Origin of the sequence: Acinetobacter sp. S40 (assembly GCF_016624705.1) — a bacterium.
Taxonomy (GTDB): Bacteria; Pseudomonadota; Gammaproteobacteria; order Pseudomonadales; family Moraxellaceae; genus Acinetobacter.
Window position 1 is genome coordinate 1 of sequence record NZ_JACVTU010000007.1, and the last position, 23,718, is coordinate 23,718.

Annotated in this window: 18 protein-coding genes, 2 tRNA genes and 1 pseudogene; 6 read left to right on the forward strand and 15 right to left on the reverse strand. The window is 39.2% G+C overall.

Annotation, left to right across the window (positions count from 1 at the left end):
* Positions 1-164: 164 nt before the first annotated feature.
* Positions 165-800, reverse strand: a complete 636-nt coding sequence (locus IAE19_RS10020) for a YitT family protein (protein ID WP_200460807.1) — start codon at positions 798-800, stop codon at positions 165-167.
* Complete coding sequence (locus IAE19_RS10025) at positions 797-1,273, reverse strand: Lrp/AsnC family transcriptional regulator (protein ID WP_200460808.1); 477 nt, start codon at positions 1,271-1,273, stop codon at positions 797-799. The genes IAE19_RS10020 and IAE19_RS10025 overlap by 4 nt, the downstream gene beginning before the upstream one ends.
* Positions 1,274-1,667: 394 nt before the next feature.
* Here IAE19_RS10025 and IAE19_RS10030 point away from each other — a divergent pair.
* Positions 1,668-1,743 (forward strand) — tRNA-Asn (locus IAE19_RS10030).
* Between the two features lie 149 nt (positions 1,744-1,892).
* On the opposite strand, the gene glnA is transcribed toward IAE19_RS10030, so the two are convergent.
* Positions 1,893-3,302: a type I glutamate--ammonia ligase gene (gene glnA, locus IAE19_RS10035; protein WP_200460809.1), complete on the reverse strand. Its 1,410-nt coding sequence runs from the start codon at positions 3,300-3,302 to the stop codon at positions 1,893-1,895.
* A 909-nt stretch (positions 3,303-4,211) separates the two neighbouring features.
* Positions 4,212-4,427: a cold-shock protein gene (locus IAE19_RS10040; RefSeq protein ID WP_200460810.1), complete on the reverse strand. Its 216-nt coding sequence runs from the start codon at positions 4,425-4,427 to the stop codon at positions 4,212-4,214.
* A gap of 412 nt (positions 4,428-4,839) precedes the next feature.
* On the opposite strand from IAE19_RS10040, the gene IAE19_RS10045 reads away from it, so the two are divergent.
* Positions 4,840-4,915 (forward strand) — tRNA-Glu (locus IAE19_RS10045).
* An 80-nt stretch (positions 4,916-4,995) separates the two neighbouring features.
* Here the strand turns inward: IAE19_RS10045 and IAE19_RS10050 are convergent.
* The 6 genes from IAE19_RS10050 to IAE19_RS10075 form a co-directional block, all read right to left on the reverse strand.
* Complete coding sequence (locus IAE19_RS10050) at positions 4,996-6,240, reverse strand: NADH:flavin oxidoreductase/NADH oxidase family protein (RefSeq protein WP_200460811.1); 1,245 nt, start codon at positions 6,238-6,240, stop codon at positions 4,996-4,998.
* Between the two features lie 111 nt (positions 6,241-6,351).
* The gene (locus IAE19_RS10055) at positions 6,352-7,950 is read right to left on the reverse strand and encodes an ABC transporter ATP-binding protein (protein WP_200460929.1); all 1,599 of its coding nucleotides are present in this window, start codon (positions 7,948-7,950) and stop codon (positions 6,352-6,354) included.
* Complete coding sequence (locus tag IAE19_RS10060) at positions 7,925-8,938, reverse strand: ABC transporter permease (RefSeq protein ID WP_200460812.1); 1,014 nt, start codon at positions 8,936-8,938, stop codon at positions 7,925-7,927. The genes IAE19_RS10055 and IAE19_RS10060 overlap by 26 nt, the downstream gene beginning before the upstream one ends.
* Positions 8,938-10,011 carry a microcin C ABC transporter permease YejB gene (gene yejB / locus IAE19_RS10065; RefSeq protein ID WP_200460813.1) on the reverse strand — a complete coding sequence of 358 codons (1,074 nt, stop codon included), beginning with the start codon at positions 10,009-10,011 and terminating at the stop codon, positions 8,938-8,940. The genes IAE19_RS10060 and yejB overlap by 1 nt, the downstream gene beginning before the upstream one ends.
* 30 nt (positions 10,012-10,041) lie before the next feature.
* The gene (locus IAE19_RS10070; RefSeq protein WP_227612234.1) at positions 10,042-11,871 is read right to left on the reverse strand and encodes an extracellular solute-binding protein; all 1,830 of its coding nucleotides are present in this window, start codon (positions 11,869-11,871) and stop codon (positions 10,042-10,044) included.
* A 61-nt stretch (positions 11,872-11,932) separates the two neighbouring features.
* Complete coding sequence (locus IAE19_RS10075) at positions 11,933-15,181, reverse strand: LysM peptidoglycan-binding domain-containing protein (RefSeq protein ID WP_200460815.1); 3,249 nt, start codon at positions 15,179-15,181, stop codon at positions 11,933-11,935.
* Between the two features lie 208 nt (positions 15,182-15,389).
* Here IAE19_RS10075 and dnaQ point away from each other — a divergent pair, with 208 nt between their 5' ends.
* The 3 genes from dnaQ (at position 15,390) to nudC (ending at position 19,406) form a co-directional block, all read left to right on the forward strand.
* Positions 15,390-16,781, forward strand: a complete 1,392-nt coding sequence (gene dnaQ, locus IAE19_RS10080; RefSeq protein WP_200460816.1) for a DNA polymerase III subunit epsilon — start codon at positions 15,390-15,392, stop codon at positions 16,779-16,781.
* A 229-nt stretch (positions 16,782-17,010) separates the two neighbouring features.
* Complete coding sequence (locus tag IAE19_RS10085) at positions 17,011-18,657, forward strand: chemotaxis protein (protein ID WP_200460817.1); 1,647 nt, start codon at positions 17,011-17,013, stop codon at positions 18,655-18,657.
* Entirely contained in the window at positions 18,657-19,406 is a 750-nt protein-coding gene (gene nudC, locus IAE19_RS10090) for an NAD(+) diphosphatase (protein ID WP_200460818.1), read from the forward strand. The genes IAE19_RS10085 and nudC overlap by 1 nt, the downstream gene beginning before the upstream one ends.
* A gap of 52 nt (positions 19,407-19,458) precedes the next feature.
* Here the strand turns inward: nudC and IAE19_RS10095 are convergent, their stop codons facing one another.
* From IAE19_RS10095 to IAE19_RS10110, 4 genes and pseudogenes are all read right to left on the reverse strand, one after another.
* Positions 19,459-20,343, reverse strand: a complete 885-nt coding sequence (locus IAE19_RS10095; protein ID WP_200460819.1) for an alpha/beta hydrolase — start codon at positions 20,341-20,343, stop codon at positions 19,459-19,461.
* A complete protein-coding gene (locus IAE19_RS10100; RefSeq protein ID WP_200460820.1) occupies positions 20,333-21,034 on the reverse strand; it encodes a BON domain-containing protein in 702 nt (233 codons plus the stop codon). The genes IAE19_RS10095 and IAE19_RS10100 overlap by 11 nt, the downstream gene beginning before the upstream one ends.
* A 70-nt stretch (positions 21,035-21,104) precedes the next feature.
* Positions 21,105-21,509 (reverse strand): annotated as a pseudogene (locus IAE19_RS10105) (YraN family protein).
* 14 nt (positions 21,510-21,523) lie between these two features.
* The gene (locus IAE19_RS10110) at positions 21,524-22,459 is read right to left on the reverse strand and encodes a penicillin-binding protein activator (RefSeq protein WP_200460821.1); all 936 of its coding nucleotides are present in this window, start codon (positions 22,457-22,459) and stop codon (positions 21,524-21,526) included.
* Between the two features lie 12 nt (positions 22,460-22,471).
* Between IAE19_RS10110 and rsmI the strand changes: the two genes are divergently transcribed.
* Positions 22,472-23,314 carry a 16S rRNA (cytidine(1402)-2'-O)-methyltransferase gene (rsmI, locus tag IAE19_RS10115; protein ID WP_200460822.1) on the forward strand — a complete coding sequence of 281 codons (843 nt, stop codon included), beginning with the start codon at positions 22,472-22,474 and terminating at the stop codon, positions 23,312-23,314.
* Between the two features lie 34 nt (positions 23,315-23,348).
* Here rsmI and IAE19_RS10120 read toward each other — a convergent pair whose 3' ends face one another.
* Positions 23,349-23,603 carry a hypothetical protein gene (locus tag IAE19_RS10120; RefSeq protein WP_151832722.1) on the reverse strand — a complete coding sequence of 85 codons (255 nt, stop codon included), beginning with the start codon at positions 23,601-23,603 and terminating at the stop codon, positions 23,349-23,351.
* Between the last annotated feature and the right edge of the window lie 115 nt (positions 23,604-23,718).

Sequence of the window (23,718 nt, forward strand, 5' to 3'; positions counted from 1 at the left end):
ACGGACTGTTAATCCGCAGGTCCCTGGTTCGAGCCCAGGTGGGAGAGCCAAGATTCAAAAAGGCCTACATATTTTATGTAGGCCTTTTTATTTATGTTTTCTTGGTCTGTACACCTTATAAAACATTCAGTTTCATTCTCTGCTGTTTTTAGTTTTCACCAGACTTAAGCTACGTAGCGATCAGGACGATGATTGAGCGCCAATATCAAGTTGAGTATAACTGCTCCTAAAATAGAAATGGCAAGCAAAGGCCAACTCACGAATGCAATCGAAGCCAGTAGAATGCTAATATCTAAACCCATCTGAGTCTTGCCTGCGGGAATCCCGTAACGCTCTTGAATAAATAAAACCAATAAGTTAAAACCACCCAAACTCGAACGATGGCGAAACAAAATCAGGAAACCTAACCCCATTAATACATTGGCTAAAATTGTGGAATACAAGGGGGTTAAACCATCAACATGAATAAAATAAGGATGCAATTCGGTTAAAATGGAAAGTAAACCTACAGCTAGAAAAGTTTTAATCACCATAGGTATCCCCAAGCGTTTGTAGGCTAAGTAGTAAAATGGAATATTAATCAAGAAAAAAACCAAACCAAATTTTAGTCCGGTCGCATAATGAATAAGTAATGACAAACCTGCTGTCCCACCCGTGAGCGTCCCCGCTTGCTGCATGAGCATCATGCCAAATGAAATAATAAAAGTAGCAATGATCATCGCAAGACCATCTTCTATATAGGAATGAGGTCTCATTTTGATCTCTGCATTTGCATTTAGGTCAGCAGTCATATTGGTCATGCGTTTTCCACATTCATCATTTGATAATTTTCTTTAATGCGCTCAAGTACAATGGATGTATGACAATTACTGACACCAATTTTTAGCGTGGTCAGCTTATTGATCAATTGACTCATTTCATTTAAATCACGCACCATTACTTTCAGCAAATAATCAAAATTTCCAGTCAGTTTATACACTTCACGAATCATATTTTCATGCTTCACAAAATCCAGAAATCTGTTTAGCACTTCATCACTATACTGAAGCAGCTTGATTTCAATCATTCCCATAATCGGCTGTAATTCTGCATCGGGATGCAGTTGAGCGTAGTAGCCCTGAATCATGCCATTTTGCTCTAACGCAATTCGACGACGGGAACACTGTGAAGTCGATAAACCAATGATTTCAGCTAGTTCTTGATTGCTTAACCGACCATTACACTGCAATTGCTGCAAGATTTTAAGATCATATTCATCAAGTGACTCATTCATATCAGGCCATTACCCCATTGAAATTTATTGTTTTTTCGATTAAATTTAATTCAAGCTTAAGGAAAAGAACAATAACGTGGTTGATACTAGAATTAGGCTTGAATAATAACCGCTTAGAGCAACAAAATGCAATAAAAGTGCATTTAAAATATTTAGATGCAATAAAAATTCAAGTTTTATAAAATAACAATCAAATATTGCATTTATTAATTATATTTTTACACTCTCATCTTTCTGGTTAATATTTGAATTAAGCACCCAACTTAAGAAAGTCTGCATCAGATAGGAAGTATAAAGACTTGCTTACTTTTAAATCATTCAAACTTTATTTAATAATTTCAGTTTATTAAAGCTTGACCAAAATCAAATTGCCTCTTAGAATCCTATTCCAGATTCTCCCATAGCTCAGTCGGTAGAGCGACGGACTGTTAATCCGCAGGTCCCTGGTTCGAGCCCAGGTGGGAGAGCCAAATACAAAAAAGCCCGCAGCACTAAAGTGGGCTTTTTTTATATTTAAAATTAGATATCTGAGGGTCAATCTTAAAAGTTCCCGCCCCAATCTTCTAAAATTAGCAAATAAAAAAGCTCGCATACAGCGAGCTTTTTTATTTAAAATGTATTACAAGCTGTAGTACATATCAAATTCAACTGGGTGGGTCGTTGTATTTAAACGGCGCACGTCTTCAGTTTTCAGTTCGATATAAGCATCTAACATCTCTTTAGTGAATACACCGCCTTTTAACAGAAACTCGTGATCCGCTTCAAGTGCTTCAAGAGCCATATCTAGGCTATGAGCAACTGTAGGGATTTTTGCTTCTTCTTCAGGAGGAAGATCATACAAGTTCTTATCAGCAGCTTCGCCCGGATGGATTTTATTTTGAATACCATCAATACCAGCCATTAACAATGCTGCAAAGCCCAAATACGGGTTCATCATTGGATCTGGGAAACGAGCTTCAATACGCTTGCCTTTCGGGCTGGAAACGTAAGGAATACGGATAGATGCTGAACGGTTACGTGCTGAGTAAGCAAGCATGATTGGTGCTTCGAAATGAGGAACCAAACGTTTGTAAGAGTTTGTAGATGGGTTTGTGATCGCATTTAATGCACGCGCGTGCTTAATGATACCACCGATGAAGTAAAGTGCCATTTCTGACAAACCAGCATATTCATCACCAGCAAATAGGTTTTTGCCATCTTTAGAGATAGACATATGAACGTGCATACCAGAACCATTATCACCCACCATTGGTTTAGGCATAAAAGTTGCTGTTTTAGCGTATTGATGCGCAACATTCCAAACTGCATATTTGAATTGTTGTACTTCGTCAGCTTTGCGAACCATCGTATTAAAACTTACACCAATTTCTAATTGGCAAGATGCAACTTCATGGTGATGCACTTCAACACGGCCTGGCCCCATGATATCTTCAATTTTTGCACACATCTCTGCACGCATATCTTGTGAAGAATCAACTGGTGGAACTGGGAAATAACCACCTTTAACACGTGGACGGTGACCAGAGTTACCCGCTTCATAGTCCTTACCTGTTGACCATGCAGCTTCTTCAGCAATAAGTGTATGACGAGCACCAGACATGTCAATGTCCCATTTCACTTCGTCAAATACAAAAAATTCTGGTTCTGGACCAAAGAATGCTGTATCACCAATGCCCGTTGATTTTAAATATTCTTCTGCACGACGAGCGATCGAACGTGGGTCACGTTCATAACCTTGACCAGTTGAAGGCTCAATTACGTCACAAGTCACAACTACTGTTGGTTCAGCGAAGAACGGGTCGATGAAACCCGTTTCTGCATCTGGACGTAAAATCATGTCAGATGCTTCAATGCCTTTCCAGCCTGCAATTGAAGAACCGTCGAACATTTTACCGTCTTCAAATGTATCTTCATCAATTGAATCTGCTGGATAAGTAACGTGCTGCTCTTTACCTTTAGTATCCGTAAAGCGAAAATCGACCCATTTAGCGCCACTTTCTCTGATGAGTTCGAGGACCTTGTTCGCCATGCTCTGTATGCTCCAATGAAGTTTTATTGCACTTGTGAAGTGCGTGTTAGTCGTTGGCTGATATTAAGCAATTCCCATACCAACTTTTTAGGACTATTCTAATTTATTGAATTCCTTAGCAGAATATTAAAAAAGAATTCTATACCCCGTGACTATTATACTGTGTGCAATTTTAATTGCACCATATTCAGACATTTTCATTTTTGCAAAATTTTCTTCACAAAATTACGAACCATATTGGTGCATTTTTGTATTTATGGCCTAATGCGGTGCATAAACGCGGGCTAGATTGTTCTCAATATCATTATTCTGTCTAAAATAACTACATTATTGGTGTTAGCATGACAGCATGAAGCACATGACAGTCACTTCATTTACTCTCTCTTTTATTTTGATTTGAACAAAAGCCATTGTGATAGTCGAATCAATTAGTCAACTGTTGATAACCTTACTTGATATTGCACTGCTTTATAGCATCAACGCGATCATCATCGGTGTGTTAAATCCCAATGCCTTAAAATGCTGTTGGCTCAAAACATTTAATGTATTACGACAGCCTTTTGTTTTCTAAGGATTTTTAAATTCAGTTCATTTACTTTACATCCTTCAAGAAACTTTTCATTTTAGCCATGATCATTTCATTGATGCTGACAGTTTTCTTTTATTTTTTCAGGATTTGAATCTACCTGTAAACCTGATTTTTTATTTTTCTTTACTGCAAATGATCAAGCTTATTTGCAAATTTATTATTCCCAATAGTCCTACATTAGCTATTTTTGCTGCGTGCTCTATCTAGCTATTTTGGTCTACTTTTTTTTGAAAATTTAGTGAAATATTAAGGTGAAACCGTAATTCTAAAATTAAAAAACCCACAACTTATTGTGGGTTTTGAACAACTAAATCTATAACTTAGTTATTTTGCACAACAGTAATATTACTTGCTTGAAGGCCTTTTTTACCTTGTACAATAGCAAATTCTACACGTTGACCTTCGAGTAGGGTTTTAAAACCTGAATTTGAAATTTCGCTATAATGTGCAAATACGTCTTCGCCAGAATCTGCCTGAATGAAACCAAAACCTTTAGTTTCATTGAACCATTTAACTGTACCGGTATTATTTGACATAACATAATCCTCTATTTTTTAAACACATTGATCCAACATGGAATTAACTCAAAAAATAAACAATGAAACTAAAATATCTAAAACAAACGAAGGATTATGAATAAAACTGCGAAATGAGAGATTTACTGAAACAAAGCTATTTTTGCTCAATATACTATACAGGCTTCATTTAAATTTGCAATAATCAATACGATGTTCTTGTAAAAAAACAACACCTACAAAATAGTCTGCTTCACTAAACCTATTGCTGTAGGCAATATAATTAAAAAAACTCCTGCTCCTTTGATGCTTTGTTCAATTAACGCCTCTCATTGTTCTAAATTTAAGCACTTATTTTATTTTGCCCTTTTTTAGTCTAAAAATCATTTGACACCCCCTGTAAATCACCCTAATATACGCCCACCTACTAAACGTCCCTATCGTCTAGAGGCCTAGGACATCGCCCTTTCACGGCGGTAACCGGGGTTCGAATCCCCGTAGGGACGCCAGATTCTAAAAAGCCACTACATTATGATAGTGGCTTTTTTATTGATATAAAAAGGGATTCTTATGAATCCCCTTGTGTATTTTATGCAGACTTACGGGAGTTCACCTGACCTTTAATTACAGCTTTGATATTACCTTTAGCATAATTTAAAAACACGAGAAGCGGAGACAGTTTTGGATTTGGTTTCTTACCTTTTCCAATGCTTCTGAACTGCGCTGCATACCAAATAATTTCCATAATTGCCATTTTATCAACAAATGCCAACCCAGTTTTAATAGGTTTTACCGCATATTTGACATCTTGACCAGCAATCAAACGATTCGCTAAATCAGTTTCTACTGCAAATGGTCGCGCAATCCCGATAAAATCACAGGCTCCACTTTCTAAAGCAGCATTCATACCCGCAACTGTTCGAAAGCCCCCCGTCACCATAAGCTTACATTTCACCTGCTGACGAATTTGCTCTGCAAAATCTAGAAAATATGCTTCACGGGCAATTGTACTGGCTTTACGTTTTTCAGCCTTAACTCCTGCCATTGCTGGTGCTTCATAAGTCCCTCCAGATATTTCAATTAGATCAATTCCGGCTGCATCAATCGCTTTAAATACTGTAATGACATCTTCTTCACTAATACCACCACGCTGAAAGTCAGCAGAGTTTAGTTTAACTGAAATAATAAAGTTTTCTGAGGTCGCCTCACGCACTGCTTGATAGATTTCAAGCAGGAAACGCATACGATTTTCAATAGAACCTCCCCATTGATCTTGACGTTTATTGGTCAATGGCGATAGAAACTGGCTAATGAGATAACCATGTGCACCATGTAATTGTACGCCTTCGAATCCAGCTTTTTCACAGATGCTTGCAGCTTTGGCAAAACGTTGAATAATATCTAGAATTTCATCATTTTGAAGCTCACGAGGCGTTCCAAACATGGTCGCTAGCATAGGACTAAACGGCACAGCTGATGGAGCAACCGTTTCTTTATTCAAGCCTTTAGGACACTGACGTCCTGGATGGGATAACTGGATGAGTTGCACCATCCCATATTGTTTGCCAATATCAGCCCATTTTTTTAGTTCTACCAGATCTCGTTCACTTTCAGCGACAACCACCCCAGGTTCGTTTTTGGCACGAATATCCACCATTACATTGCCCGTAATGGCACAGCCCAAACCACCTTTAGCCCACGCTTCATAAAGCCCAAGATGCAACTGATTTGGCTGTCCTGCATCATTGGCAAGTGCTTCACTCATCGCACCTTTAATCAAACGATTTTTAAAAGTGATAGTTCTGATTTGAATTGAATCGGCAATCTGTGTCATGTTTTTCTCTTTAAATAAATTAGATCAATTACTCTAATTTAAATTGAAAAATTAGTGAGAGTCATCTTTTTTACAAATTGACAATATCATATGTCAATTATATGCAAAAGCTTAATATTGACTTGCTGCAATTAACTGGCGTGTGTACTCCGTTTGAGGAGATAAAAAAAGTTGTTCAGTATTTTGATATTCAACAACTTTTGCATGACGTAGCACCAGAACTTTTTGACACAGTGCGCGGACGACTTGTAAGTCATGACTAATAAATAAATAGCTTAACTGTTGTTCTTGTTGCAAACGCCGTAATAACTGCACAATTGAACGTTGTGTAGTACGATCCAATGCGGAAGTTGGCTCATCCAATATAATAAGTTTAGGTTTTAAAATTAATGCACGTGCCAAAGCTATGCGCTGTCGTTGACCACCTGATAATTCGTGTGGGTAACGGTGTTTAAATTCGATAGGTAATTCAACTTTGACTAACGTATCATCAATCAAGTCTTCAATTTCATTAACTTTAAGTTGTTTTAGAATTAATCCTTCACCAATAATCTGTGCAACTGTCATACGCGGATTTAAGCTACTAAAAGGATCTTGAAATACAATTTGGAAATTGGTGCGTAATGGCCGTAGTTGACTTTCTTTTAATTGATTTAAATCTCTACCCAGTAAAATAATTTTTCCTTCACTTTCAATCAATCTGGTTACTGCAAGTGCAAGTGTGGTTTTACCCGAACCACTCTCTCCCACAATTCCAATCGATTCTCCCTGATTGAGGGCTAAATCCATAGGCTCTAAAGCAATGACATACTCCTTTATACGATTAAGCAAGCCCTGTTTAATCGGAAATTTGATCCCTAACTGTTGCAACTGAAGGAGTGGTTGTTCGGGGTTTATACATAATGCTTGACCAAAATCATGATTAAGCAAATGCTGTGTGTAAGTGGTTTTTGGATGATTGAAAACATCCTCTATCTGGCCTTGCTCTTCAACGCGACCTTTATTCATCACAATCACGTCATCGGCATAACGTTTCACCAAATTCAAATCATGGCTAATGAGAATCATTGCCATATTTCGTTTTTGTTGCAATGTCTTAAGTAGATTCAAAATTTGTGCTTGTAAAGTAACATCCAGTGCGGTCGTTGGCTCATCAGCAATTAAAATATCCGGCTCTTGAGCCAATGCCATAGCAATCATAACCCTCTGTCTCTGACCACCCGATAATTCATGAGGATAACGTCTCAGCTTACTTTCAGGTTCAGGGATGCCAACATCATGGAGTAATTCAATAACACGAGACCGAACATGCTGCTTTGACTCTCCTTGTAAAAGTAAGGTTTCACCTACAATTTTTTCTACTCGATGCAAAGGATTTAATGCAGTCATGGGTTCCTGAAAAATCATGGCAATTTTTTTCCCACGAATCTTTCGATATTGTTCTTGATTGAGATGCAATATATTCTGCCCCTCAAATATAGCTTGACCCTGTATTTTTAAATTTGGAGATAACAACCCCAATAAAGCCAGACTACTTATTGATTTTCCTGACCCACTTTCCCCCACAATCGCTAGAGTTGCCCCCTGTTTGAGTTCAAAATCCAAGTGTTGAACTAATGTAAGACCTACTTCATTTTCAATATGTAGACCATTTACTTTCAGGCAGATCGTTTGCTGTGTTTGATTATTGTTGTCTTGGATCGAATGCATCACGCGTCGCCTCCCCAACATAGATAAGAAGAGATAACACGAGAGCCAAACTAAAAAAACCTGATAGCGCTAACCACGGCGCGGTTAAATTATTTTTGCCCTGTAACAATAACTCACCTAACGAAGCAGCATCAGGAGGTAAACCATAGCCTAAAAAGTCAAGTGCCGTCAGGGCGGTAATGTTTGCAGTTAGCATAAAAGGAAGCTGCGATAAACTTGAACTCATGGCATTAGGTAAAATATGTCGAAACATAATGGTTCGATCTTTTACCCCTAAAGCACGTGCTGCACGTACATAATCGAAATTTCTCGCCCGCAAAAACTCTGCACGAACCAGTCCAACCAAAGCTGGCCAGCCAAAGAGCAACATAATCAGAAATAGCCAGTACACATTTGGAGTAAACATGCTCACCAAAATCATCACCATAAATAGCATGGGTAAACCGCCCCATACTTCAAGGATTCGCTGACCAATAAGATCAATCCAACCGCCATAATACCCTTGTATCGCCCCCACAATAATCCCAATTACCGCAGCAAAGAAGGTTAAAGCAAAACCAAATATCAACGATACCCGTAAGCCATAAAGAATACGAGCCAGTACATCTCGGCCTTGATCATCTGTCCCCAGCCAGTTTTGCTGGCTTGGAGGAGATGGTACGGGCACAGCAAGGTCAAGGTTTGGGGTCTGGTAGGCAAATGGAATCAGCGGCCAAATTGCCCAGCCTTTCTCATCAATCAGCTTTTGCACAGCAGGATCTTTATAATCTGCTTCTGTTTCAAATATTCCGCCGAAAGTCGTTTCAGGGTAGGATTTTATAACAGGGAAATAATATGCTTGATCATATTTGACTAAAATTGGTTTATCGTTAGCAATAAACTCAGCACCAAGTGATAAAATAAAAACAAGTACAAATAAAACGAAACAGCTAAAACCCAACCGATTTTGTTTAAAGCGTTTAAAACGAGCCTGCATCATTGGGGACATTATTTTGCTCCCCGAGATTCAAAGTTAATTCGTGGATCAATTACCTGATATAGCACATCGCTGATCAGTCTTAAAATAAGACCCAGTAAGGTAAATAAAAATAATGTACCAAAAATCACCGGATAATCGCGCTGAGTAATTGCTTCAAAACCTAATAATCCAATGCCATCCAGATTAAAAATGATTTCAATAAATAAATTACCCACAAAGAAAATGCCAATCAAAGCTTCGGGCAAGCCTGCTATCACAATCAGCATAGCATTACGAAATACATGACCATAGAGAACCCGATTTTCAGTCAAGCCTTTTGAACGTGCTGCCAGTACATATTGCTTATTTAATTCTTCCATAAACGAGTATTTAGTCAGATAAGTTAAACCTGCAAAACCACCTAAAACCATCGTCAGTAAGGGCAATGTCATGTGCCAAAAGTAATCTTTGACTTTATCAATAAAATTTAAGCTTTGGAAATTTTCAGATACCAACCCCTGCAAAGGAAACCAGTGAAAATAGGAACCACCCGCAAAGAATACAATCAGCAGTACACCAAATACAAAAGTTGGTACAGCATATCCCACAGCTAGCAACATGGAAGTTGATTTGTCAAAAAACAAACCGTGCTGTTTAGCCTTACGAATTCCTAAAGGAATCGAAACCAAATAGATCAGCAAGGTGCTCCATAATCCTAATGAGATAGTCACTGGCAATTTTTCATATAAAAGCTGGGTAACGGGTTTATCTTTAAAGAAACTAGTACCAAAATCTAGCGTTACATAACCTTTTAACATCAGCCAAAAACGTTCTGGGGCTGATTTATCAAAACCATATTGGGCCTTAATCTGCTCAATCATTTCGGGGCTTAAGCCCCGGGCCCCTTGATAGGATCGATCAGAAGCAACGCTTACTGTTTCACCGCCCCCAGTATTATTGATGCCCTGAAAAGTTTCAGCCTGATGAATGGCCTGCTCAACAGGCCCACCCGGAGCAATCTGAACCACTAAAAAATTAATGAGTAAAATCAGAAATAGAGTTGGAATAATGAGTAAAAGTCGCTTGATAATATAGGTGCCCATATTTTGGTTCCTTTGGCGTCTTTTGATTATTTATTGTCTGCGCAAATAGTTTGCAACAGCTTGAGCTTTTTTGGAATTTGACCACCAGTAATCCAATCCTACCGAAATCTGGGGTAACGTTTGCGGATGCTCATACATATCCCAATAGGCATACCAGTTTTCACCTTTGCCATAGGTTAAGATTTGATAATATCCTGCACGCAATAAACGATCCAACACTTTAGTATTGACAATCAACTCTTCGCGACTAGAGGATTTCACCAATTTCTGAATCACCGCATCAATGACAGGATCTTTAATTCCTGCAAAATTATAATTACCTACCTGATCTGCAGCAGAACTGCTCCAAAATTGAAATTGCTCATTACCTGGGGTCAAAGACTGTGGCATTGCCAAAGTAGTCAAATCAAAGTCATTACGGCGCATACGCTCCAAATACTGTGGTACATCCACTTGTCGAATGGATACTGTAATGCCCAAACGTTTAAGATTTCGCACCAATGGCATTAATGTACGCTGTAATCCATCTTGATGGATTAATAATTCAAACTGAATTGGGTTACCCTGATGATCACGTAATTGGCCTGCTTTTACGGTATAATCTGCATTAATCAATAACTGACGCGCTGTGAGTAAATTGTTACGGTTAAAACCACTGCCGTCACTGGCAGGATATTTCCAGTCGGATAATACCCCTTGTTTTACAATTGGATTTAATTTAGATAAATAGGGCTGTAACACTTTAAGTTCTTCTGCTGAAGGTTTGCCTGTCGCTGCCAATTCACTATTATCAAAATGACTTTGTAAGCGTCGATATTTTCCATAAAACAACGCTTTATTTTGCCATTCAAAATCATAGGCATAGCTTATAGCACGACGAAATTGAATATCATTAAGTGGCGCACGCCTTGTATTCAGCACAATACTCTGCATGGTCATGGGATTACGATGTTTAAACTCAAATTTTTTGACCATTTTGTTGTTCATAGCTGGAAAATTATAAGCTGTTACCCACTTTCTAGCAGTAAATTCCTCTTGCCATGTATATTGCCCTGATTTGAATCCTTCAAATGCAATATCCATATTGCGATAATAAACATATTTCAGGCGATCAAAATTATAGCGCCCACGATTGACTGCTAAATCCCTGCCCCAATACTCTGGATTACGCTTATAAGTAATGCTACGTCCCGCATCAATACGATCAATCAGATACGGTCCCGAACCTAGAATCGGTTCCATGGTGACACGGCTAAAATCTTTATTCTGCCAATCTTTTTTTGAATAAATAGGGAGTGTCGCTAAAATCAACGGCATTTCAGCATTGTTGTCAGACTTAAAACTGAATTTCACCTGATACTTAGATAATACTTGGGTTTTAGCTAGATCGGCTATGTACATCTGCAAACCAGGATTGGACTTGGTCTGATATGTATCAAAGCTAAATTTAACATCTTCTGCTGTGACGGGTTGCCCATTGCTAAACTTTGCTTTTGGGTTTAGATCAAAAATAACAAAATTAGTATGTTCGGGATCAAACGTTGCGGTTTTTGCCAAAAGAGGATACATCACCGCAGGCTCATCCAGTGAAGGTGACATCAGAGAGTCAAATATGAAATTTACTCCATCCGTAGAGCTTCCTTTGCCATTCATACTATTGAGGTTGTCAAAAGTACCATTGCTATATTGACTTAGCATTCCACCTTTAGGAGCCAATGGATTGGCATAAGGCATATGGCTCAATCCACTATATTTTGCTTGAGAATGAATTGCGATATATGGCGTTGTCTGTACAGCAGCATTTACGGCACTGCAATAAAAAGTAACTGCAAATACAGTACTTTTTATTGCGTTATTCATCATTTTGCTCTTTCTGCTTTGTAAGCTTCGTCCTGAAATAAAATCCATCAGCCGGTACAACTTATAAGTTTGGAACTTTAATTACATCGCCTATACGTAGCTGCGCGTTTTGTTTCAGGTCATTGAGATCTGCTAATTCTGCAATAGCCATACCAAACTTGCTCGCTAAACCAATCAACGTGTCGCCACGTTTTACCGTATATTCTGTAATGGTTTTTGGAATTTTCAAAGACTGTCCACGCTGTAATGAAGCACGCGCATTGAGATTATTTAAATCTGCCAGATCTTTTGCAGTCATACCTAAACGGCTGGCAATACTATTTAAAGATTCGCCGGATTTAACCGTATAAGCTTCAGTATTTCCTGATGCCTTGGTTTTCGTTGTACTTTTTGGACTCTCATCTTTGGCTATTTCTGCTTTAGGAACATCACCCGATATTTTTAGCTTTTGCCCAACACGTACATTTGAGTTACGAGTTAGACCATTTAAAGCAGCCAGATAATTTAACTGAAGATGATAGCGACTTGCGATATTCGCCAGTGTTTCACCAGACTTAACCGTATGTGTATCTGGTGCAGTCTCTTGTAACTCGACTTTAGCTGAAGGTGAGATTTCGCCGGTTAGTTTTAAACGCTGTCCTACACGTAAACCTGCACTACGACTTAAACCATTCAATTCAGTAAGATCAGAAAGCTCTAAATCAAATTTACTCGCTACACTATTCAAGCTATCCCCAGATTGAACTGTATATTGTTCAGGAATGCTAGAACCTGCTGGAATCTTTAAAACTTGTCCCACACGCACGCCACTATTCGTAGCAATACTATTTAAGCTTGCCAATTCAGCCAGCGTAATTTTTGATTTCCCTGCAATACTGGATAAAGTATCGCCACGCTGCACTTGATAATTTTCAGTTTTAATCTGATTCACTGTTTTGCTGTTACGTGTATCCTTATCCTTTGGATCAGGTTTATCATCGTCACGTGCAGTTACTTCATGCAATGGTACATTAATTTTTTGACCCACATATAAGCTACTGCTCGCAGTCAATCCCGAAGTTAAATCAGCCAATTCCTGATTAGATAAGGCATAACGATCTGCGATCAGCTTTAAATATTCACCACGTTTTACCGTATAAGATTTTGTTGCAACGCGGGTCGTTTTAGTGTCACTTTTCGCATCAGTATTTCGACTCGATCCAGAGTTACGCGCTGTACCATTCTCTTTAACTAATAGCTTTTGTCCTACAAATAAACCACTGGTCACCGACAAATTATTGTAATCTGCCAACTGTTTAACACTTAAACCAAACTGATCAGCGACACCCGTTAAACTATCATTGGCTTTAACCGTATAAATTTCAGTTTTCGTATCGGGTTTGCTGGCTACAGATCGATCGATAGTTTGTGGTTTTGCATCATATAAATATAAAGATGCGCCAACAAATAACGTGTTATTTGGATCAATCTGGTTCCATTTTGCGATATCGCGCCAGCTCACACCATTTTTGGTCGCAATAATAGCTAAAGTATCTCCAGGCTGAACGGTATATGTTGAACGTTTTCCTGAAGGCTGCACCACGACAATATCAGTATCGGTTTTTATATAAGGCTTATCCTTATTATTTTGTGCTTCATAGCTATCAGCATTTACAGTTTCAGCTACAGCTTTAGGATATGCAAAGCCCTTCGTCACTTCTTTGCCTTCACTATCAGCAACCGACTGACTGGTTTGAATCGCAGTTAACCTGATTTTGCCATCATAAGGATCAACAATTTCAGTACCTTTCGGCGCAATTGCTTTTAATTCAGCAACCACCTGATCTTTTTCAGCTTGCGTCGGCTGTGGCTCTAAAGCCTGATTAACTGTTTCCTTAACCCCTTCCTGTTTGACCAATGTCACAATTTGTTCACGCTCAGCCTTGGAAATAGGTGGCTCTGCATTGACAGCTTTGACATTGCTTGCTGGTGTAACAGCCACAGGAATACGTGGCGCACTTGGAATGTCGGCACTTGCAGCAAACGCGGCTAACTCATCTGCATCACGCGGTGTAGTTTTTAATGGGCGGGTAATCGCCGAAATAACATTACTGCCCGTTGAGGGACGACTCACACTATTAGCAGTCATGACAGGAGGTGTAGTACGACTTGGGCTGATCGGTTGGGTTGCACCACGAGTTGAGGTATTAACCGTTACGTTAGCATTTGGTGTAGGGGCAGTATTATTACTCGCCCAGAACCCAGATGATGATGTTTTCAATGCTTTAAGCTTGGCATCAACCGATGGATTGACATCTGCTGGAATTAGGATACGCATTGGGCTTTCTGGGTCAATACGTTCCCCACGATAGCCTGGATTGAGTGCATATAATTCCGCACGACTTAAACCCGTTAAAGAAGCAATTTGATTTAAATCAACTGGTGCGCTCAAAGTGATTTCACGAAAGTGTGGACGATTCGCGATAGGAGGCAAATTTACATTATAGGCTTTTGGATTTTTAATAATTTGAGCAACTGCCAGAAAACGCGGCACATAGTTCATGGTTTCCTGCGGCAATTTAAGTGACCAATAATCCGTTGGCAAACCCGCAGCCTGATTTCGATTGATCGCCTGCTGAATACGACCAGGGCCAGCATTGTAAGCCGCTAAAGCCAATTCCCACGAGCCAAACTGATTATACAAACTCCCTAAAAACTCATAGGCTGCACGAGTTGATTCCACGACATCGCGGCGTCCATCATACTGGCTGGTTTGTTTTAAACCATAAATACGCCCTGTACTTGGAATAAACTGCCACAATCCTGCTGCTGCTGCACTACTGGTTGCTGCTGGATCGTATGAACTTTCAATCACGGGCAGTAATGCCAGTTCAGTTGGAATACCGCGACGTTCTGCTTCTTTCACGGTGTGATATAAATAACGACTGGCACGTGCACTTAAACGATCCAAATATGGCTGACGTGAAATAAACCAGCTACGCTGTGCCTCAATACGTGGATCCCAGTGATTTAAATCCATTTTAAAACCGACGGTCATGCGCTTCCAGACATCACCGTGTTTTAAAATCAATAAGCGATCCCCTTCAACCGCACGCATATCTGTTGCAGAAAGTAAATCTTCAAGTGAATCCAGACTGCTGGCATCCAAATACCCTGATCCAACCTGTTTTGTCGTATTTGTTTTTGCAGTCTGTGGAGTCGAGGAACAGCCAGTGGTTAGACCCAATGCTGCCAAAGCAGAAGCCAATATCGTAATTTTAAAAAGTGATGCTGCGGGAAATTGCCACACCATATTGGTCGGTTTATACATAAATCCAAACAACTCGCGTAAAGTTTAATTCTTTGATATGCCATTGTAGTGAAGCATGTCGCTTAGACAAGGCAATAATTTAACGTGATTTGCGTGGAAATGTTACAAGAAATTAAAAAAAACAGTCAATCCAAAGTTCGTAAACCATGATTTGCATATACAATACGGGAAGTTAAGTTCATTTTTTTCAATTTTTAGGTTTTATATGATGTCACAAACAATCACACTCTATGTTGATGGTGCCTGTAAAGGTAATCCTGGCCTAGGTGGTTGGGGAGCCTATATTATTACTCAAGAAAGTGAACATAAACTTTATGGTGGTGAAGCTGAAACAACCAACAACCGCATGGAACTGACGGCTGCTATTGAAGGTGTTTCCTTTTGCCCAATTGATGCGAAACTTATCATTTGGACAGATTCAAATTATGTCAAACAAGGCATCACTGAGTGGATTCATGGCTGGAAAAAGAAAAATTGGAAAGATGTAAAAAATCCTGATCTTTGGCAGCGACTCGATAAAGTTTGCACAGAACGTGACATCGAATGGAACTGGATTAAAGGTCATGCAGGTCATGCTGGCAATGAAATGGCCGATCAACTGGCCAATTTAGGAGTGCTGCAACCTGAAAAGCAACATGTTGTTGTTCCTCAATCTGAATGGATTGGACATCAACTTTCGTCGATACAAGCAAAAAAAAAATCTGAAAATGACTGGCTACTCGATGACCCCTTTGGATTAGACATACCCGATGATCAATTTGACAGTGAAAGCCTGCCAGAAGATGAAAATGCCAATGAATTGAACAATATCGTTGAAATTAAAGAAACTATATCGATGAGTGAAACCCAAGAACACGTCAAAAATCATCCGCATATTGTGACTACAGCAGCAACCTTACACATCCAAGGTCCGCGCCAACTTATTCTAGATACCGAAACCACAGGTTTTTATTTTCAGGATGGCGATCGCATTATTGAGGTCGGTGCGATTGAAATGATCAATCGTAAATTAACCGGTAGCTCTATTCATATTTATATTAATCCGGAAAAGCCTGTAGGCGAGTCTGAAAATATTCACGGCATTAGCGATGATTTCCTAAAAGACAAACCAAAATATGCAGAAATTGCTGATGTACTATTTGATTATCTCAAAGGTGCAGAAATTATCGCGCACAATGCAACGTTCGATATGAACTTCCTTGATACCGAGTTTAAGCGTGTTGGTTTGCCTACGCTCTCAGAAGTATGTGACGTCACCGATACCCTCGCTCTTGCCAAAAGTAAGCATCCCGGGCAAAAAAACTCATTAGATGCATTGGTGAGACGTTACGATATTCCTGCACGGGATCGTACCTTCCACGGCGCGTTACTGGATGCTGAAATTCTATCGGATGTTTATCTGGCCATGACGGGTGGACAGGTGTCTTTTGATATGGATGCCCTCTCACAACATGAAAATCATGGACAAAAAAGTGGCAGACAACGTGTTCAAATTGATCTTCCTGTCATTTTACCTGAACCAGAAGAACTGGAACGACATGAGACGTGGGTCAAACAATTTGAAGAAAAACAGGGTAAGGCATGCTTTTTTGCCAAATAAAATTCGCGTAAAGCTTTGCTTTTAGTATTCCAAGCCCTAAAAGTTCAGTTATATTAGTTTATAAATAATGTGCTGATGATCAGAGTCTATTAACCGAATCATCCATAACTTGGAAATAAATAACATACAGCATTATTTGTGGGGATAAATGCGTATGTTTAATGATCAGGGATTCAATTCACTCTATCAGGCAATTTGACACCAATAACATAGGAAAGGTGCAGCTTAAATGTCTTATCAAAGCTCTATTCACTTCGACCCAACTGCATTATTAATAATAAAAAATGAAATTGATAATTCAATAAAACTTGTTGAAAACGCAGTAAGTACATTAGCGGAAGAACAAGCCTTGCCTTTTGGCATAGATGATGCGCTGAATCAATTTGAACAATGTGCCCGTATTTTAGCAATGATTGATATGCCTCGTCTGGCGCAGATCACCGATTATTCAGCATCGTTGATGCGTAAAATTATGTCTGAACCGCAAAATATTCAGACACAAGATGTGGTTGCTTTAAGTGAAGGCACCACCATGTTAAAACGCTACATTGAATTTATTTGCCTGCGTGAAGTAAAGGTTTCACAATTCTTAATTGATACATTGAATCGTCTTGAACTTGCTTTGGGAAAACCACAAACACGCGAAGGCGAACAAATTTTACCTTTATTGGACTGTTTTCAGCCTAACTTCAATTTGTTAGCCACACCAGAATTAGAAAAATCAGCTTATATTCATCAACTTTATAAATTATGTTTGCATAAACTTCTTCAGCATACTGCAAAACCACTGGATTTTCAGGCGATAAAACTGATCGGAGCCTATGTAGCATCACTGGCTCAAAATACGCCTAGTCAACAATATTGGCAGTTAGTCAATATTGCCTTAGGCCATATTGAACACCTGATTTTAAATAATGCACGTTTACGCATATTTATTCAGTTAGAAACCAGCATGGGACAATTTCTGCAACAACCAGAACCCTTTACAGCATCTAGTGCAGATTTGGCAGATATACTCAGCCTTTGTATTAGTCAGGAAGATGAGATTTCTGAACATATTCGCCAACAACTAAATATTGGTGATGAACAACTTTCAGATACTCAACTTGAAGTTCTAAGTCGCCATTTGTATGGCCCTGACTACAATACCATTCATACTGCGAGTGAGCTGATTACGGATGCTATGACACAAATCCGTAACGACATTGAATATAACTATCAAAATATGTCGACAGAAAAAATTCAAGAGTTACAGGCAAGCTTAAAAAATCTGGCCAACGTATTTAAGGTGCTCAATTTAAGCGAAGCGCATCAAGAGCTTTATCATCAAGCAGAAGCACTCAACCAGCCGAGCATTCTCAACGATGAAAATTATGCTCAACAATTGATGAAAAGCATATTGGCAGCGATGAACTCCATTGGAATTCTGGAGCGTAATTATCTTTCCAGTCGTTTGCAACTGCGCGTCAACAATATGAATATTTCTCTGGATCGTTTAGATGAGGCGCACCAAGCTTTACTTGGTGAAAGCAAGTCATTGATTGGGATGGTGATCGAAATGCTTCTGCAATGTGAACAGCAACCTGAAACACAAGCACTTGAAGCACTATCGGTCCACTTAAAAGAACTCTCTGGAGCTGCTTTATTTTTGGGAAGTAAAGAGCAACAACAGGCGTTATTACACACTGCCCAATTTGTACAGACATCTCACCAACAACAACAAGTTCTAAATATTGAACAGATTCGCCAGATTTTAAATGTTTTAGCCAGTCTGGATATGCTCATTGACAATTTAAAAAATAAACAACCTGTTTTACAATCTATGTTTGATGTAGCATTGGAAAATAGTCGGAAATTACAAACAGCGGCGGCCTAATGTCACAACTTTCACTTGCCTATATTTTTCATAATCAACAATTACTTGTCGATGAAAATTACCAACTTCCAAAGGTTGAAACACTTGCAAGTGATTTAAAGTTTAAAGCGGGTGATCATGTCATTGCCCGTGATTTACTGGATGATGAAACTATTCCAGAAAGCTTGCAGCTTGTTCCAATTCGACAGCTCATTACCTTATGGTCTGTCGATGAATTTCAGAAAGCAAGTCGGGCGGTGCAACTTCTAGAGTGGCGACGTAACCATAAATTTTGTAGTCATTGTGGACATGAAACGCATATTCATCCTGTCGAATATGCCATGATATGCCCCGCTTGTCGTTATCACCAATATCCTCGTGTTCAGCCTTGTGTGATTACTATTATTACCAAGGATCAGAATGAAGTTTTACTAGCAAAAAATGCAAATAACAAAAGCAATATATACGGGCTTATTGCTGGCTTTGTCGAAGTTGGGGAAACACTGGAAGAAGCGGTACAACGTGAAACACTTGAAGAAGTGGGTTTAAAACTAAAAAATATTCGCTACATGTCGAGTCAGCCATGGCCTTTTCCAAGCAACTTAATGATCGCATTTCAGGCTGAATATGACTCTGGAGAAATACAACTCCAAGAAGAAGAAATTAGTGATGCGAAATTTTTTAAATTTGATCAACTTCCTGAAATTCCATTTAAAGGAAGTATTGCACATGCTATGATTATGCAGGTTTTGCATACGCATAGTGCTTGATTAAAATCCCAAAAAAAGTGGTGCAAACAAGATAAATCTGGAGCCTGTATCTTTAGGCTTCCAGACTCTCCTTTAAAAAACTCAGAATGGTTCGTTTAGTTTTGAAATAACGACTAAACAAGCTAGATAATGTGCCAATAATTGAGATATGTCCCGTTTTTGGGATAATTGCAATATGGCTATGATTGCCATGCTGCCTCAGGATATGGTCTAAGTCGATACTGTTTTTTGCTTTGACAATTTGATCATTTTCCGCCAACAATAAATAATGCCGAATTGGATTTGAATCAACAAAATAATATGGCATCACCTGCTGATACGGAATCTCCTGATTAAATGCATCCTGCGCAAGAGGATCGCCCTTATAGTCAAAATGATAAGGGCCTGCAATACCAATAATCGCTTTAATACGATCCCGACAATGAACCAAATTGGGATGGGGATGATACACCACTGACATAACATTAAATGCTCCAGCAGAATGCCCCATCAAAATCACATGCTGTGTGGAAATTTTTAATTTAGTTTGGTGTTGGTCCAAAAAATTTAAGGCCAACGCCAAATCATCAATATAACTCGGAAAAATATATTCTGGCGCAAGATGATAATTGATAACCGCGACATCATAGCCTTCACGTGCAAATGTTTCCCCTATAAAGGCATAATCTTTTTTATCACCATGCTGCCATGCGCCACCATGAATAAATACAATCAGGGGCTGGCCTGCCACAGCTTTTTTAGTTCGATAAACATCTAAACGCTGACGTGCTTTTAGTCCATAGGCGATATTTTTCTGAACGCTGTAGCTTGACTTAGGCGTAACAAAATTAAGTGCATAACTGCCCAGATCGTACAAGCGAAACTCATGATACTGATGTTTTATTTGCTCAAAGCGCTGTTGTAACTGTTTGAGTATCTCAGTTGGACTATTGAGCATTAACTGGCTCACCCTGATCAGGGTCAATGGCAACGGGAGTCTGTACGTCAGGTTGTGCTGTTGCATTCCCTACAAGAGGACTAGCTACAATTGAACTGGCGGTCGTCCCTGCACTTGGCTGGTCAATATTATCGATGAGCGTCACGATTTTTGTAACATTGCCGACCTTTTGCAGCACCTCATTCAGATCATTGATTTCTGCAGTATTTAGTCGGCCCATCACATAGAGTACGCCGTCTTCAGTATGAACTAGTACTTTTGTATCAGAAACAACAGGTGCACGTACCAATAATCCACGTGTGTTGGCTGTTACAGCGGAGTCCTGCATAATCGTTGAATAACTGACTTGTGGACCTATAGTGATATAATTATGTACCGTTTTCACATCACTCATCGATTTAACATTATCTTCAGCCAATTGGCGTAGATGCTGATCAGGAACTTGTCCAGTAAGCAAAACATTACTGTGAAAACTTTCAATGTTGACACGAGACTGTTTAAAACGTGGATCAAGTTTGTATAAATTAATACTTGCTGTACGTTTGATAGAAGAATCAATAAATACTTGACCCAGACTACGCGCACCACTTTCTGTTCCTACTGGAGATGAACCAGTTCCTCCAGAAATAAAGCTGGCACACCCAGATAAACTCGCGACACACAACGCCGTTATTGCAATACGTTTAAACACTCAACAAAGCTCCCTGAAAACTCTTTTGAAATCATGTTTGCATCTCCAGCTCAAGAGTAATGAACTCTGGTTACAAAGTAAATGCATTTTCAATCCATTGATGATCATATCGAAGTTTAGAAAAATCCTGCTGTACTGTTTTTGCAATTTTCTGTGGAAAATCAAAACAAATTACATCAAAACGACAATAAAACTGTTCATAGACAGGATTGCATATCAAAAAGTATTCAGCCGTGCGAATAATTTTACGTTGCTGGCTGGGGCGAATCATTTCATTGGCCTGACCATAATATCCTATAGAACGGGCTTAGACTTCAACAAAAATGAGTTCTTGTCCACGCTCAACAATGAGATCTACTTCTCCATAGCGAGAGTGAAAATTTTGCCGTACCAGCCGAAACTCGTGCTGAGATAAAATTTGTAGTGCTTGCTGTTCTGCCCATTGACCCAAGGCATGCTTATTGTTGATTGTCATCATTTCGTGAATAATTAAAGTTGTAAGATGGTGTTTTTCTGTTTTTGATAGCAATGTGGAATTCGTGTCACACGTTGAGAATTGACATCGAGGTCACCCGTACGTCCTTCAAGCGTAAAATTTTGAATTTTTGGCGTTTTTAAATAAAGCTCTGCTAGCATCCATGCATCGGCTCCAAATGCAATAAGACGCTGATAAGGCATACTTACGGGCTGCTGCAAATAAGCATGCGCAACATCATTCCATTTATGTTCATATAAAGCTGGAACATCGCAAAACTTTAAACCTTCTGGAATAGGCTGATTTTCTTCAATCGTGGTCGGTTGAGCATAAACATTATTTTTGGGTAAATTTGATAATTGATTTACCCACGCATCATCACCTAGCAACAACAGTCCTTGCCCTTTTTTCAATTTCTTCGGTACATCATGAACCATTTGAACAGACTCTCCAAGCTGAGTCATAATCGACATCAGGTACAATTCGCTTTCCTGTTCTCTACCCGTTTGGCGCAATACAAAAAGTTGTGAAATTTTGTCTTTGAGCAAAATTTGTTTGAGTGCATATGCATCGTCCTGTTTAGCCAGACTAAACTGAATCACATTGGGTGATTGCATTTCAATTTCATTTAATGCCAATACCCGAACTTTTGGATTCAATGCCACCATTTGTTCGATTTCACTTTTTGACAATGGTCCCACAATCAGTTGTGTCTTTTTATTTACATTTCTCGCCAGAATATTTTTGATGTTCTGTTTGTCAGAGTTAACAAATTTAAGCGGTACTTTGTCCTCAGATAAGGCATAAGCGCTCATAAAACCAGACTTAATGCTACTGGCAGCTCGCGCCATAGGCCCCGATTCGGGTAGAATGACCAACACTTCAGCTTGCGCTTGCGATATAAAAGCTGCAAAACACACCAGCAGCAATCTTTTTTTATTATTCAACATGGAGTAAACCTTATGAGTGCTCAGTTATTTGTAGTAGCAACCCCAATTGGGCACTTGGATGACATGACCTTTAGGGCTATTGAAATTCTTAAATCAGTTTCTATAGTTGCGGCAGAAGATACACGACAATCTGCGCTATTATTTAAGCATTATAATATATCAACGCCGCTGACTGCATGTCATGATCACAATGAAAGTAACAAAATTGAACAACTGGTTGAAATATTAAAATCGGGGAAGAATATTGCGCTAATCAGTGATGCAGGTACACCATTAATTAGTGATCCTGGTTTTAAACTGGTACGTGCAGCGCAGCAACACAATATTCGAGTGACGCCTGTACCAGGTGCATGTGCCGCAATTGCAGCATTAAGTGCAGTCGGGCTTCCAAGTGATCGTTTTAGTTTTGAGGGCTTCTTATCATCAAAGTCTTCTCAGCGTATTAATCAGCTTGAAAAACTCAAGGATGAAACCCAAACCCTGATTTTTTATGAAGCACCGCATCGTATTTTGGATTGTGTCAAAGATATGGCTACGATTTTTGGTGAAGATCGTCCAGTCGGTTTCGCCCGTGAAATTACCAAGACTTTTGAAACCATTAAAAAAATGACCTTAAAAGAGTTAGTGGTATTCATTGAACAGGATCATCATCAGCAAAAAGGTGAAATTGTATTGGTGGTCGGTGGCAATCCCGAAGAGAAAGATCTCGCTCAAGAAAAATTGGATCAGTTACTAAATCGTTTATTACAGGATCTATCAGTCAAAGCTGCTTCTCAACTGGCAGCCGATTTAACAGGAATAAAAAAGAAGATTGCCTATCAACGTGCGCTAGAACTTACCCAGAGCGATGTTTAAAAGAAAAAAAGCATCACCGAGGTGATGCTTTTGATTAATGCCTTGCCTCTTCGTCGGCAGGAACTTCAGTAATTTTTCCACCTTTGGCTAAAAAGGCTGCAATTTCATCTTCAAGTGCCTGACGTTGCTTTTGCTTTGCTGTCACAGTGAGTGTCTCAGCTTCAGCGAGATCGGCGTCACTTAAATTTCCGCTTTCTTCGCTATCACTTGCACCACGTTCAGCAGCTTTTGCTTCATCTTCATCGACAGCTGAATCCTCAGCTTCATCATAATCATTCGTATCTGTCATTTTCTGCTCCCCATCATGATCAGTAAATGTTTTATGAAACTCATCATAAATTACGAAGAAATGTAGCAATCTCTTGAGCATTCGCAAAGAGGCTTTTGCTCCATATTCGTATTTT

Excerpts from the sequence above, each read along its gene's own strand:
- IAE19_RS10020 (WP_200460807.1), bottom strand. The coding sequence starts at position 800 with ATGACCAATATGACTGCTGACCTAAATGCAAATGCAGAGATCAAAATG.
- IAE19_RS10025 (WP_200460808.1), bottom strand. The coding sequence starts at position 1,273 with ATGAATGAGTCACTTGATGAATATGATCTTAAAATCTTGCAGCAATTG.
- glnA (WP_200460809.1), bottom strand. The coding sequence starts at position 3,302 with ATGGCGAACAAGGTCCTCGAACTCATCAGAGAAAGTGGCGCTAAATGG.
- IAE19_RS10040 (WP_200460810.1), bottom strand. The coding sequence starts at position 4,427 with ATGTCAAATAATACCGGTACAGTTAAATGGTTCAATGAAACTAAAGGT.
- IAE19_RS10050 (WP_200460811.1), bottom strand. The coding sequence starts at position 6,240 with ATGACACAGATTGCCGATTCAATTCAAATCAGAACTATCACTTTTAAA.
- IAE19_RS10055 (WP_200460929.1), bottom strand. The coding sequence starts at position 7,950 with ATGCATTCGATCCAAGACAACAATAATCAAACACAGCAAACGATCTGC.
- IAE19_RS10060 (WP_200460812.1), bottom strand. The coding sequence starts at position 8,938 with ATGTCCCCAATGATGCAGGCTCGTTTTAAACGCTTTAAACAAAATCGG.
- yejB (WP_200460813.1), bottom strand. The coding sequence starts at position 10,011 with ATGGGCACCTATATTATCAAGCGACTTTTACTCATTATTCCAACTCTA.
- IAE19_RS10070 (WP_227612234.1), bottom strand. The coding sequence starts at position 11,871 with ATGAATAACGCAATAAAAAGTACTGTATTTGCAGTTACTTTTTATTGC.
- IAE19_RS10075 (WP_200460815.1), bottom strand. The coding sequence starts at position 15,181 with ATGTATAAACCGACCAATATGGTGTGGCAATTTCCCGCAGCATCACTT.
- dnaQ (WP_200460816.1), top strand. The coding sequence starts at position 15,390 with ATGTCACAAACAATCACACTCTATGTTGATGGTGCCTGTAAAGGTAAT.
- IAE19_RS10085 (WP_200460817.1), top strand. The coding sequence starts at position 17,011 with ATGTCTTATCAAAGCTCTATTCACTTCGACCCAACTGCATTATTAATA.
- nudC (WP_200460818.1), top strand. The coding sequence starts at position 18,657 with ATGTCACAACTTTCACTTGCCTATATTTTTCATAATCAACAATTACTT.
- IAE19_RS10095 (WP_200460819.1), bottom strand. The coding sequence starts at position 20,343 with ATGCTCAATAGTCCAACTGAGATACTCAAACAGTTACAACAGCGCTTT.
- IAE19_RS10110 (WP_200460821.1), bottom strand. The coding sequence starts at position 22,459 with ATGTTGAATAATAAAAAAAGATTGCTGCTGGTGTGTTTTGCAGCTTTT.
- rsmI (WP_200460822.1), top strand. The coding sequence starts at position 22,472 with ATGAGTGCTCAGTTATTTGTAGTAGCAACCCCAATTGGGCACTTGGAT.
- IAE19_RS10120 (WP_151832722.1), bottom strand. The coding sequence starts at position 23,603 with ATGACAGATACGAATGATTATGATGAAGCTGAGGATTCAGCTGTCGAT.